The organism is Xenorhabdus miraniensis (genome assembly GCF_002632615.1).
In genome coordinates this window covers 140,026-153,357 of record NZ_NITZ01000008.1, presented here as the reverse complement: position 1 = coordinate 153,357, position 13,332 = coordinate 140,026, and the positions used below count along the sequence as shown (strand labels likewise).

The window sequence follows — 13,332 nt, the reverse complement described above, 5'->3', positions numbered from 1 at the left end:
TAGCAGAAAATCTGGGTATCAGAAAAGTAACACTCTATCGTTACCGGGGCGGCAGGTTTCCCGGTATAATCCTCATCCATAATCAAGGGGGAGTCCGTTGCAGTTATTTTACTACGCCCGCATTTTACACATATTATGAACAGACCCGCAATCCCCTTGTTTTGATGGTTTTTATCCCCTATAAACCGCCAAATTGTTATTCTTTGATCAGCATCGGGGACCCACATGAAAAAACCAACAGCCTCCTCATCCAGACAAATTGAGCGCATAAAAAAAGCGATAAATTGATTATCGCTTTTTTCACTAAAAGTATGTGTAGTTACGCTTCGATAGCCAACCGCAATTTCTTCATTGCGTTTTTTTCTAGCTGTCGAACACGCTCAGCAGATACACCGTATTTATCTGCCAGTTCCTGCAAGGTAGTTTTGTTGTCATCATCCAGCCAACGAGCCCGAATGATGCCTTGGCTACGCTCATCCAGTCCTTCCATTGCTACAGAAAGTTTATCCGCAGCGTGGTTTTCCCAGTTATCTTCTTCAATGCCATCAGCAAAGTCAGAAGCTTTGTCCTGCAAATACAGCACCGGAGCCACGGGTTGGCTATCGTGATTGTCATCATCAGAAGACATATCAAATGCCATATCCTGCGCTGACATACGGGATTCCATCTCTCGGACGTCTTTGCTGGTCACACCCAGTTCTTTGGCGACCAGATCAACTTCATCCTGATTGAACCATCCCAAACGTTGTTTCGCCTTGCGCAAATTAAAGAACAGCTTGCGCTGGGCTTTTGTCGTTGCGACTTTCACAATACGCCAGTTACGCAATACATATTCATGGATTTCTGCCTTAATCCAGTGAACAGCAAAAGAGACCAGACGCACACCCACTTCTGGATTAAATCGACGGACCGCTTTCATCAGGCCAATATTGCCTTCCTGAATTAAATCCGCCTGTGGCAGGCCATAACCAGCATAGCTGCGAGCAACATGAACAACGAAGCGCAGGTGAGAAAGAATCAGCTTTTTCGCTGCATCCAGATCCCCCTGGTAATGCAGCCTTTCTGCCAGTTCCTTCTCTTCCTCTGCGGAGAGCATAGGATAAGCATTGGAGGCACGGATGTATCCTTCCAAACTACCTTGTGGAACTAGTGCCAAAGTTTGCATTTCTTTTGTCATTCAAATTCTCTCAAAATCAGATTCAAATTGATGGTTTTTGAAGTTTGCCCGAATCTACCTATAAGGTTTTTTCAAGCCAAAGATACGTCTATTTTACCATCATAGAGATCATATTCAAATTGTCTCGATTGTATGGATATCAATACAAATCTGTAACTGTGATTTCGACAGCAATTCAGCCCAAAAGTTCACCTCAAAACCCGAAAATCACTTTATTCTGGCCTGAAGCGACGCAAATGCTGAATTGTCGCAAACCACGCGGCAATCCAACCGATCATACCCGAAATGAGCACCAACAATAGTGATTCATCCCATCCCAATCCATGCAGTTTAAAACTCGTTCCAAAGACACTCGCCACTTCTGTGACGACATCAGCAAGTTTCCACACCAGCAGGGATGAGAGGATTAAAGAAAAAATCGCGCCTAACATCCCCAGCAAAGCGCCACCATTGAGGAAAGGTCGCAGAATAAAGCCGTCTGTTGCCCCAATCAGTTTCATCACGTTAATGGTTTCACGGCGGCTGAAGATGCTCAACCGGACGCTATTGCCAATAACCAAAAGCAGGGCAACCACCATCAAGACGCCTATCACGGCAGCAATCCGGCCAATCAGTGCGGTCAGCGCTGTCAGGCGGGAAAACCAGCTCTCATCCATTCTGACTTCTTCAATGCCTGCAATCTGAGAAACTTGATCACGCAATGTCGTTAGTGCTTGTGGGTCTTGGAAATTCAGTTTGGGAGAGACAATGGCAACCGCTGGCAGAGGATTTTCTTCCAGCATATCCAAAGCACTGGCAAATCCTGACCAGACACGAAATTCACTCACAGCTTCTTCGCGGGAAAGGTAATTCACCGATTTTACGCCGTCCAGATCTTTCAGCTGATCGATCACCTGTCTGGCACTGTTGTCATTCAACGACTTATCCAAATAAACCGTAAGCTGTGGAATGGGATACCACTGTACCGCCGCCTGATTGACGTTTTTCCAAACGATATAGAACACGCTCGGCAGGGTCAGGGAAATGGCAATGACCATAATGGTCAGCAGTGTTGCCAATGGCTGACGCAACATATCTGACAGAGTGCTTTTCCACGCATAACGCCACTGTACACGCCATCCTCCTTTCAATGACTTGGATTTCGACTTTGGGGACAGTGCTTTTTTAGTTGAATGGCGGACATTCTTAGCCATGATGCCCTCCTTGCATACGCCCCTGATTCAGGGTCAGGATGCGGTAATTTCTTCGTTCAATGAGGGCAATATCATGGGTCGCCATCAGAACTGTCACCCCGACCCGGTTAAATTCTTCAAACAACCGCATGATCCCCTCGGATAATTCTCCATCCAGATTGCCTGTCGGCTCATCCGCCAACAGAACGGTTGGCTTGTTTACCACAGCGCGGGCAATGCCAACGCGCTGCTGTTCTCCACCGGAAAGTTGAATAGGGAAATTTTTCGCTTTGTCCAACAGGCCGACCTTATCCAGCGCCGCAGATACCCGCCGGCGAATGTCTTCAGCACTGGCCCCTGAGATAATCAACGGCATGGCGACGTTCTCATATACTGTGCGATCCAGCAGCAAGTGATGATCCTGAAAAATCATGCCGATCTGGCGACGCAGAAAAGGGATCTCCCGCGATTTTAATCGGCTGATGTCATGACCGGAAAACCAGATATGACCCGCGCTGGGACGTTCAATACCACAGATAAGTTTCAAAAGCGTACTTTTACCCGCCCCTGAATGACCTGTTAAAAATGCCATTTCTCCTGGAAGGAGATGAAAATCCACCCCTTGCAGCGCCTGCCGCCCTCCCAGATAGGCTTTACTAACCTGTTCAAAGCGAATCATTAATAGTTAATCCTCTCGGGCAAAAAGAGCCTCAATAAAATCGTCTGCCTTAAATGGACGGAGATCTTCAATGCCTTCCCCAACGCCAATGTAGCGAATCGGGATCTCAAATTGGTCGGCAATGGCGAAGATAACACCACCTTTTGCAGTACCATCTAGTTTGGTCAGTGAAATACCCGTCAATCCCACAGCCTCATGGAATAGTTTAGCCTGACTTACTGCGTTTTGGCCTGTGCTGGCATCCAGTGTCAGCATAATTTCATGGGGTGCGTTTTCATCCAGTTTTTTCATCACCCGAACGATTTTTTTCAGCTCTTCCATCAAATGGGATTTATTCTGCAAACGCCCTGCGGTATCCGCAATCAGGATATCAACACCTTTGGCCTTGGCTGACTGAATGGCATCAAAGATCACTGAGGCAGGATCGGCCCCCGTATGTTGAGCAACTACAGGGATTTTGTTGCGTTCGCCCCAAACTTGTAACTGTTCCACTGCCGCTGCACGGAAAGTATCCCCTGCCGCTAACATGACAGATTTGCCCTGAGACTGGTATTGGCGTGCTAATTTACCAATCGTGGTGGTTTTGCCGACACCATTCACCCCCACCATCAAGATGACGTAAGGAGATTTACCTTCAATCTCCAACGGCTTATCAACTTTTGTCAGAATGCCTGACATCTCTTCTTTCAGTTTAGCGTAAAGCGCTTCCGCATCTTTCAGTTCCTTGCGGCTGGCATGAGCTGTCAGACTGGTAATGATCTTGCGCGTCGTTTCAACGCCCACGTCCGCGATCAATAACTGTTCTTCCAGTTCTTCAAACAGATCATCATCAATTTTCTTGCCACGGAACAAACTCAAAAAACCGGAACCAAGATTCTGGCGAGTTTTTACCAGACTGCGTTTCAAGCGGGCAAAAAACCCTTCTTTGGTCGGGCGTTCTTGTTCCTTAGGCAATGCCACTTGTTCCTCGGCCTGACGGGCCGCTTCTTCCGCCAAACGCTGCTGTTCTGCCTCTTCTGCTGCACGGCGGGCCGCTTCTTCCGCCAAACGTTGCTGTTCTGCTTCTTCCGCTGCACGGCGGGCCACTTCTTCCGCCAAACGTTGCTGTTCTGCCTCTTCTGCTGCACGGCGGGCGGCTTCTTCCGCCAAGCGCTGCTGCTCTGCTTCTTCTGCTGCACGGCGGGCCGCTTCTTCTGCCAAGCGCTGCTGCTCTGCTTCTGCTGCTGCACGACGGGCCGCTTCTTCCGCCAAGCGCTGCTGCTCTGCTTCTGCTGCTGCACGGCGGGTGGCTTCTTCCGCCAAGCGCTGCTGCTCTGCTTCTTCTGCTGCTGCGCGACGGGCCGCGTCTTCCGCCAAACGTTGCTGTTCTGCCTCTTCTGCTGCGCGACGGGCCGCTTCTTCTGCCAAACGCTGCTGCTCTGCTTCTTCTGCTGCTGCGCGACGGGCCGCGTCTTCCGCCAAACGTTGCTGTTCTGCCTCTTCTGCTGCTGCGCGATGGGCCGCGTCTTCCGCCAAACGTTGCTGTTCTGCTTCTGCTGCTGCACGACGGGCGGCTTCTTCCGCCAAACGTTGCTGTTCTGCCTCTTCTGCTGCTGCGCGACGGGCCGCTTCCTCAGCAATTAATTTTTCTTGTTCAGCTTGTTCTTCTTGCTGTTTCTTATCTTGACGACCAAGTCCAAACCAAGAGAAGAAACCTTTTTTTTTCTCTTTTGCCATCGGCCACTACACTCCTCGCGGTTAATTATGGCGTTATCAATAAATATGCCCACTGAGATAGGTTCTAACGGTGATAAAATCCAGTCTAACATTTTCATCACACCACAACACATATCTATCGCGGATTTCATGGTAAATTAATCAATAGGTTTCTTCATTTTCACTCACTTTTTGTCTTTGCCAGATGTGATTTAATGGCACCAGATGACAAACAATTAAGTTATGTAAATTATGGCTAAAAAACCACAGCGCACGTCTTTAGGACAAATTCGCATTATTGGCGGAAAATGGCGCGGGAGAAAATTACCCGTTCCTGATAGTGATGGGCTGCGTCCAACCACTGATCGTGTCCGTGAGACACTCTTTAACTGGCTTATGCCAACGATTCAGGGAGCCCGTTGTTTGGATTGTTTTTCAGGTAGCGGTGCTCTCGGGTTTGAAGCGTTATCACGTTATGCAGGCTACGCAACCTTAATTGAGTATGATCGCAATGTAGCGAAACAGTTATCGGCTAATTTAGCCTTGCTGAAAGCTGAAAATGCCAATGTGGTACAAGGGGATGCGCTACAATACCTCAATGAAGCGGGAACACCATTTAATGTCGTTTTTCTCGATCCACCATTCCGCAAGGATATGCTCACGGAAGCGATCCGTTTATTAGAAGCCAATGGCTGGCTGGCAGAAGAAAGCTGGATTTATGTTGAAGCAGAATCAGAGTCCGCTGCGACAGAAGTTCCTGCAAACTGGCGGTTACATAGGGAAAAGGTTGCCGGACAAGTGGCTTATCGATTATATATCCGTCACCAGTAATCTGGTGTCAGACCTGCTTAAAACACGATTTTGGAGTCGATGATGTTTGTTCAATTAGGAAGAGTTATCATGATCTTAGTCTGGGGAGTCATGATCTTCAATTTCATTCACCCTTTCCCTAAGCCATTGAAATATTTTATGGATATCGCCATGGCATTCACCGTGGTAATGCACGCATTTCAACTATTACTGCTGAAAAATTCCCAGCCTAAAGATCAAAAACTCTCTGCTTTTCTCCAAACCAAGATCTTCTTTTTCGGTGTTTTTGAGCTGTTGGCTTGGCAGAAAAAGCAACAGCAGAATAAAAAGCAGTAGAGCGCTCAGTCACTGCCATTTCACCGTTTTGTTTTCTTCTTATTAAAAGAAAATGTCGTTAATGAGTAATCCCGTTAATTACTCATTGACGAGCTCCATTTTTGATAATAAAACGTTATCCATTCGTTAATAACGAATTAACGTTGATAAATCAGTATACTCTCCACACAACCCCCATCATGAATAGTAATGCCTGATAAAACGGGCGTTGAACATTAAGGAAAAGAAAAATATGAGTTGGCCATTTCTTGCTGTGTTTTTCTCCGGATGGTTATATATTGATGCCGCCTACCGTGGCACCCAATGGCAGCAATGGGTTTTTCGTCCGGTCACGATGCTGCTTTTGTTATTGTGGGCATGTCAGGCACCTAATCTTGAGGTTTCTGGCTATCTCATCATTGCGGGTCTAGTGACTGCTTTGCTCTCTGATGCGATCCGTATGCTCCCCGGTAAATATTTACTTTTCTCATTTATCGCGCTGTTCCTGAGTTACTTGCTATATACCATCAGTTTTGCCTGGCACATGAGTTTCAGCCTCTTCTTCCCGTTACCTTTGATTTTATTGGCTGTTGGCATTGTGGTTATGGTCGTTATTTGGACTCGTCTGGATAATATGCGTTGGCGGGTCGTTGATAGCTTCGTGATAGCACTGCTGATGGTTTGGATCGCCGGAGAACAATATTTTTCACTCAGTAATGAAAGCCGTTTTTCTGTTATGGCAGGCGCCATCCTGTTACTCCTTGCACATATTATCAACCTCATTGATCGGTATCGCTTCTCTTTTAAACTATCAAAAGCGATTGTTGCTGCCTGTGGTTTTATCGGGCACTTTTTGATTATTCGTTCACTATTCTTGTAATGCCTCCGCTTTATTGAACATAGGTTTTATTGAACACACACTTAAGAGGAAGGACATTGATGGTGAAAATCTATTTTGGATGGCACTAATCATCAAAAAAATTCCTCTTATTAAGTTTGACTCTGGAGTTAACTCCAGAGTGTAGAGTTGTTCTTAATTAACCCGGATTAACTCTATTCTAAGAGGGCGCCTATGTTCTCCACCGACACAAAACATAAGCAATCACAACATGATCCCCATGAGACAGGCCATAGTCACGCTCATGAAAATCATGACAAGATACATTCCCATAAGCATTCCCATGAACATGAGCATACTCATAAACATAACGGAGCACATTGCTCACACGATCATGACCATGTTGTACAGGAAACCTCCCCCCTCGAATTAACAGCAAACCAGCGCTTTAATTGGATCATCCACGGTATGGATTGCCCAAGCTGTGCCGGGAAAATCGAGAATGCTGTAAAAAAACTCCCGGAAGCCAAACAGGTCAAGGTTCTGTTTACGACAGAAAAATTGGTGGTTGATTCTGATGTTGATATTCGCGCCGCTGTCGAAAAAGCAGTAAAACAAGCGGGTTTTGAAATCAAGGAAACGGATTCGTCACCCAAACTGCCTCCGGCAACCAATCACTGGAAAACATTTTCCCCGATCCTGATTCTCGCTGCCCTGATGTTCGCCAGCTGGGGAATATCAAGCATCAATGCACCCGCCGGGCAAATTGCTTTCATCATTACCACGCTGATTGGGTTATATCCGGTCGCAACCAAAGCCATCAAATTGATTCGTTCAGGTACTCCTTTTGCCATTGAAACACTGATGAGTGTTGCCGCCATCGGTGCCTTGTTCATTGATGCGACCGCGGAAGCCGCTATGGTCATTCTGCTGTTCAAATTAGGCGAGATTCTGGAGTCCTATGCCGCCGGACGTGCTCGCCGTGGTGTCAGCGCCTTGATGGCATTAGTCCCTGATCAGGCTTTATTAGTTAAGGATGGGAAAAAGAAAACCGTATCGGCAGCCGAACTGCGTCCCGGTGATATTATTGAGGTTGCTCCGGGAGCCCGTTTACCCACCGATGCCGAATTACTCAGTCCATTTGCCAGCTTCGATGAAAGCGCCCTGACAGGTGAGTCTGTTCCTGTTGAGCGGCAACAAGGAGAAAAGGTCGCGGCGGGTTGCCTTTCTGTCGATAGCGCCGTGCAGATGAGGGTGATCTCTGAGCCGGGGCACAACGCCATTGACCGCATTCTTCAATTGATCGAAGAGGCAGAAGAACGTCGCGCTCCCATTGAACGTTTCATTGACCGGTTCAGCCGTATCTATACGCCGCTGATTATCTTGTTCTCCGCACTCGTGGTACTGATCCCGCCTTTGTTCTTTGCCGGATCGTGGGAAAACTGGATCTACCGCGGCCTGACACTATTGTTAATTGGCTGTCCTTGTGCACTGGTTATCTCCACACCTGCCGCAATTACTTCCGCCTTGGCAGCAGCGACTCGTCGTGGCTCCCTAATCAAAGGTGGAGCAGCACTGGAGCAACTTGGAGCAGTGACCACAATAGCATTGGATAAAACCGGCACACTGACCGAAGGCAAACCACAAGTTACTGATATTGAACCAGCAGAAAACATCACCACAGAAACTGTACTGGCACTGGCAGGGGCTGTAGAAAGCGGCTCTCATCATCCATTGGCAAAGTCCATTCTTGAAGCCGCTGAAAGGAAAGGCGTGACCATTGTTGAGGCTGAACAGCGTAAAGCGCTAGCAGGAATTGGCGTTGAAGGGCAATTGTCAGGACAAAGAATTCTTGTCTCCGCCCCTGAACGATTACCGGAAAATACGTTGTCCGCAGACTGGAAGCAAAGAGTCGCCGATCTGGAAAGTAGTGGCAAAACTGCGGTTGCAGTTATGCAGGACAAGCAATTCATGGGTTTGATTGCCATGCAGGATACCTTGCGTCAGGATGCCATAGACACCATCCGTCTCCTGAAAAAACAAGGTGTTCAGGCAATCATGCTTACGGGAGACAATCCTCGTGCTGCGGCCGCTATTGCAGGTCAGTTGGGCATTGATTATCGCGCAGGATTATTACCGGAAGATAAAGTGAAGGCAGTGACTGAGTTGAATAAAAATCACCACACCATGATGGTTGGTGATGGAATCAATGACGCTCCGGCAATGAAAGCCGCCAGTATCGGCGTTGCCATGGGCAGCGGAACTGATGTTGCATTGGAAACGGCTGATGCTGCACTGACACACAATCGGCTGACCGGTTTAGCTGAAATTATCGCCCTGTCTCGCACAACCCATTACAACATCCGCCAAAATATCACTATTGCATTAGGCTTAAAGGCGATATTCCTTATCACCAGCCTATTGGGTATCACAGGACTATGGATGGCGGTTCTGGCCGATTCAGGCGCTACTGCACTCGTCACTGCAAACGCCATCCGGCTGCTGAGAGTAAAGCTGCAAAAGTGATAAACCGGGTGAGATAAAAACAACAAACTGAAAAGGTGCATACTACGCACCTTTTCAAAATTACAATTACTCAAGATTGCTATTAAGGAAAAAGAAAATATGGTATTCAGTGAGGTGATAAGTTGTGACTAAACACCATACTTAAAGCCTAGCACGGCTCCTTTTTTCTGCCAGTCAATTACGCGATATTTTTCAATCAAGCATTTTCACTTTTTCTGAGAAGATAGCGATAAGGGGTTTCTTCTGTCTCCTGCGCAATCAATACATGTTCCATAAAACGACAGAAACCGGGAATATCACGGGTTGTTGCCGGATCATCTGCAATGATTAATAACGTCTGGCCGGCGCTCATATGGCGGACAGTCTTACGTACCATCATGACGGGTTCCGGGCAGCGTAATCCTAGCGTATCAAGCGTTTTATCGGGATTGGCAAAAACATCGGACATAACAATCTCTGTAGGTTCAAACAATCTATGGCCGTGGATTATATTACAAAATATCGCCAACTGCCGTACTTTACTTTTATTGCGCAACACGCGTATGATCAACTTCTCCTGATTTTTCAGGCACATTTATTTTTTGGGTTCCCTCACCCCATTCACCAAAAAGGTACAATATGTTCCAATTGACTGCGCAGCAGCGAGCCACGGCTTTGGCCTGGCTTTCGCTCTTCCATATTCTGATCATTACTTCCAGTAACTATCTGGTGCAACTCCCCATCTCCATTTTTGGTTTCCATACCACTTGGGGAGCATTTACATTTCCCTTTATCTTTTTGGCGACCGATCTGACTGTGCGTATTTATGGTGCTCCATTAGCGCGCCGGATCATTATCTCCGTCATGCTTCCCGCCTTGTTGATCTCTTACCTGATTTCAGCTCTGTTTTTTCAGGGCACATGGCAAGGATTCGAAACCTTGGGAACCTTTAACTTGTTTGTTGCCCGCATTGCGGCCGCTAGTTTTATGGCCTATGTGCTTGGTCAGATATTGGATGTCGGCGTCTTTAATCGCCTGCGCCAAAAAAGCCGCTGGTGGATAGCCCCGGCTGCCGCTATGTTTTTCGGTAATATGCTCGATACACTGGCCTTTTTCTTTATCGCGTTTTATCGCAGTACCGATGCTTTTATGGCAACGAATTGGGTGGAAATTGCCTTAGTGGATTATGCTTTCAAGCTATTTATCTGTATGCTTTTTTTCCTACCGGCGTATGGCATTCTGTTGAATTTAATTCTGAAATTTTTTTTCAATCAAACCGCAAGTAAGACACTGGTTAAATTCCACTAAAAAACAGAGGAAAGACGCACAGAATACATACGTAACAATGCTGAGAAAATCATGACCAGTTAAAGGATTAACGCTCAGTGATCACCGTGAAATACAGAGCATTCTCGTGAACACCGCCGCCGAACAATCCGAAGAGTCTACAAAGGATAGGCTCTTCTTAACTGTGTCTCGCATCGCCATACCCTGCATCAATCCTCTTCCCGTTTTTCCTACCGAATCACACATTTCCTGCTTTTACTCATAACCCCTCTGTATATTTTGCCGTATAGTGTTGATGTATCGTGTTGATGGGCGGGTAAACACAGACTTTGACATAACACTGTTTATAACCTGCTCCATGCCAGTATTGTGACACTCTATGCCTAGTTTCCAGTGAAGAAGGAATATTTCTTATGCTGAAAGTGATCCAGTCTCCATCCAAATATATTCAGGGGCCAGGTGCGTTATCTCACATTGGTCGATACACCAAAATGCTTGCTGACCACGTCTTCGTGATTGCCGATAATTTCGTGATGAGCCTTATTGGGGATACCGTCGGTAAAAGCCTGGAGGAACACGAAGTCACCAGCCACTTCGAAATTTTTAACGGTGAGTGCAGCCGTAGTGAAATCCAGCGCCTGTCTGCCATTCTAGTCAGTAATCAGTGTCAGGCTGTGGTTGGGCTAGGGGGTGGAAAAACTCTTGATACAGCCAAAGCCATTGCACACGAATCCAAAATACCGGTGATTATTTCTCCTACCCTTGCTTCAACCGACGCGCCGACCAGTGCCCTTTCTGTCCTGTATACCGAACTGGGTGAGTTTGACAGCTACCTGATCTACCCACAAAACCCGAATGTCGTGTTGATGGACACCAATATTATTGCCAAAGCGCCAATTCGTCTGTTTGTGGCAGGAATGGGGGATGCGCTCGCGACCTATTTTGAGGCACGAGCCAACAGTGCAGCCCACAAACCCACTATGGCTGGCGGTGCAACATCCACCACAGGTCTGGCCCTGGCAAAACTGTGTTATGAAACCTTGCTGGCAGAAGGTTACAAGGCAAAACTGGCAGTGGAAGCGGGTGTCAGCACGCCTGCGGTTGAAAATATTGTTGAAGCGAATACCTACCTCAGCGGCATCGGTTTTGAAAGTGCGGGTCTGGCTGCCGCTCACGCCATCCACAATGGCTTTACGGTGTTGGAAGAGTGTCATCATCTCTATCACGGAGAAAAAGTGGCATTTGGTACTCTGACACAATTGATCTTGGAAAACAGTTCAAGTGAAGAGCTGGAAACCGTGCTCGATTTTTGTGTACAGGTAGGTTTGCCAGTCACGCTGGAACAATTGGGTCTGCGTGATAATGAAAAACTGAATCAGAAAATCATGCAGGTTGCCATAGCGAGTTGTGCGGAAGGGGAAACCATTCACAATATGCCATTTACTGTGACACCAGAGCAGGTTTACGCCGCGATTTTGGCCGCAGACCGAATGGGGCAGGATTGGTTGTATTAAGTGATTGCGATAATAATTAACGTGAGATCTTTCCCCACAGGACAGCCAAATAATGTTATTTGTATGATATTAAACCACCTATCATTGTATATACAGTGATAGGTGTATCAATCATAGTGAGGCACTTTTCTCAAAATCAATTCAAATATGATGAATAATATAACGCGTGCTACGGCCACCAGCCTCCGTTTTTTCCAGACAGCCAAGTCCCACCAGATGGTTTAAATGCCGGGTCGCTGTTGCGCGGCTTACTTTAGCAACTTTCTGATATTGGCTACTGTTAATGCCTTGCTGAAAATCACCATCCAACATTCTATTCAGGACTTTGATCTGTTCCCCACCCAACTGACTTTGATCGATACAACGCCAGAACCGGGTCTTTTTCACCGTATTATCAATTTGCTTCAATTTAGCAATCAGCGTGTCATTCAATGTTTGCAGAAACCATAGCATCCAATCGGTAATATCCAAGCCATTACGCTGTGTCTGTTCCAATATTTCATAATATTGTTTACGGCGTTCACAAATACTCACTGACATGGCATAAAACCGGATTGAGCGGTTTTCTCCTTGCGCCAATACCAAATCGGTCAGGAAACGGGTAATACGCCCATTACCATCTTCCATTGGATGCAGTGTAACAAACCATAAATGTATGATGGCTGCCCGCAAGATGGGATCAAGATTGAATTCATAACGAGATTGATTGAACCAAGCAATAAGTTTTGTTATCTCCTCCTGTAACCTTTTGGCAGGTGGCGCTTCAAAATGAATAATCGGTTTGTCTATTCTGCCAGAGATAACTTCCATTCCTCCATGCCTCAACTTCCCTCCTTGGATAGGGTTAAACAAGGTATAACCCCCGGGAAACATCAACTCATGCCATTTCAAAATGCGTTCAAGCGTCAATGGTTCGTTATACCTTTCCACCACATCAAAGGCTATTTCAGCCATGCCATCCGATTGTTCGCTTGTTGGATAAGGCTTCGTTTCACTGATGCCTAGTCGATTTGCTAATGAAGAACGAACTGATGCCGCATTCAGCTTTTCACCTTCGATTTCGCAAGAATAGAGAATACTGGCAAGAAGATTATCCAATGTTGATTGCTCTGTGTTTTCAGCACTTGCTCTTCCCAGCAACAATCCCTGATTAAAATGAATTTCCCGCAATATGGGCGTCAGAACATGCTCATTCCATTTAAAGTCAGGCCAATTTTCTTGTTCCCATATCCACATTAAATTTCACCTTATGATGCCAACTATCGGACCATTCTACTCATCTTGTGAGGCGAATAACAACGCTATTCGCCTCACGAAATGAGGCGAATAGCTCACCTAAT

Annotated in this window: 12 protein-coding genes; 6 read left to right on the top strand and 6 right to left on the bottom strand. The window is 46.6% G+C overall.

Translation table 11 applies throughout. From position 1 onward, the window contains the following. Positions 1-319 precede the first annotated feature (319 nt). From rpoH to ftsY, 4 genes are all read right to left on the bottom strand, one after another. Complete coding sequence (gene rpoH, locus Xmir_RS09985) at positions 320-1,177, bottom strand: RNA polymerase sigma factor RpoH (RefSeq protein WP_099114223.1); 858 nt, start codon at positions 1,175-1,177, stop codon at positions 320-322. 212 nt (positions 1,178-1,389) lie between these two features. Next, the gene (gene ftsX, locus Xmir_RS09980) at positions 1,390-2,370 is read right to left on the bottom strand and encodes a permease-like cell division protein FtsX (RefSeq protein ID WP_099114222.1); all 981 of its coding nucleotides are present in this window, start codon (positions 2,368-2,370) and stop codon (positions 1,390-1,392) included. Next, positions 2,363-3,028: a cell division ATP-binding protein FtsE gene (ftsE, locus tag Xmir_RS09975; protein ID WP_099114221.1), complete on the bottom strand. Its 666-nt coding sequence runs from the start codon at positions 3,026-3,028 to the stop codon at positions 2,363-2,365. The genes ftsX and ftsE overlap by 8 nt, the downstream gene beginning before the upstream one ends. Positions 3,029-3,034: 6 nt before the next feature. Then, complete coding sequence (gene ftsY / locus Xmir_RS09970; protein ID WP_099114220.1) at positions 3,035-4,744, bottom strand: signal recognition particle-docking protein FtsY; 1,710 nt, start codon at positions 4,742-4,744, stop codon at positions 3,035-3,037. 231 nt (positions 4,745-4,975) lie between these two features. Here ftsY and rsmD point away from each other — a divergent pair, with 231 nt between their 5' ends. From rsmD to Xmir_RS09950, 4 genes are all read left to right on the top strand, one after another. Continuing rightward, on the top strand, positions 4,976-5,554 hold the full coding sequence (rsmD, locus tag Xmir_RS09965; protein WP_099114219.1) for a 16S rRNA (guanine(966)-N(2))-methyltransferase: 579 nt from the start codon (positions 4,976-4,978) through the stop codon (positions 5,552-5,554). Positions 5,555-5,596: 42 nt separating this feature from the next. Next, positions 5,597-5,869, top strand: coding sequence for a DUF1145 family protein (locus Xmir_RS09960; protein WP_099114218.1), 273 nt, complete (start codon positions 5,597-5,599; stop codon positions 5,867-5,869). A gap of 232 nt (positions 5,870-6,101) precedes the next feature. Beyond that, the gene (locus Xmir_RS09955; protein ID WP_099114217.1) at positions 6,102-6,728 is read left to right on the top strand and encodes a lysoplasmalogenase; all 627 of its coding nucleotides are present in this window, start codon (positions 6,102-6,104) and stop codon (positions 6,726-6,728) included. A gap of 192 nt (positions 6,729-6,920) precedes the next feature. Further along, positions 6,921-9,212: a zinc/cadmium/mercury/lead-transporting ATPase gene (locus Xmir_RS09950; protein ID WP_099114216.1), complete on the top strand. Its 2,292-nt coding sequence runs from the start codon at positions 6,921-6,923 to the stop codon at positions 9,210-9,212. Between the two features lie 196 nt (positions 9,213-9,408). Here Xmir_RS09950 and tusA read toward each other — a convergent pair whose 3' ends face one another. Further along, entirely contained in the window at positions 9,409-9,660 is a 252-nt protein-coding gene (tusA, locus tag Xmir_RS09945; protein WP_099114269.1) for a sulfurtransferase TusA, read from the bottom strand. 170 nt (positions 9,661-9,830) lie between these two features. Here tusA and Xmir_RS09940 point away from each other — a divergent pair, with 170 nt between their 5' ends. Then, complete coding sequence (locus Xmir_RS09940; protein ID WP_099114215.1) at positions 9,831-10,499, top strand: 7-cyano-7-deazaguanine/7-aminomethyl-7-deazaguanine transporter; 669 nt, start codon at positions 9,831-9,833, stop codon at positions 10,497-10,499. Positions 10,500-10,891: 392 nt separating this feature from the next. Next, positions 10,892-11,992, top strand: coding sequence for a glycerol dehydrogenase (locus tag Xmir_RS09935; protein WP_099114214.1), 1,101 nt, complete (start codon positions 10,892-10,894; stop codon positions 11,990-11,992). A 141-nt stretch (positions 11,993-12,133) separates the two neighbouring features. Here Xmir_RS09935 and Xmir_RS09930 read toward each other — a convergent pair whose 3' ends face one another. Then, positions 12,134-13,228 (bottom strand): Fic family protein, encoded by a 1,095-nt coding sequence (locus Xmir_RS09930; RefSeq protein ID WP_099114213.1) that lies wholly within the window; start codon positions 13,226-13,228, stop codon positions 12,134-12,136. Positions 13,229-13,332: the final 104 nt, after the last annotated feature.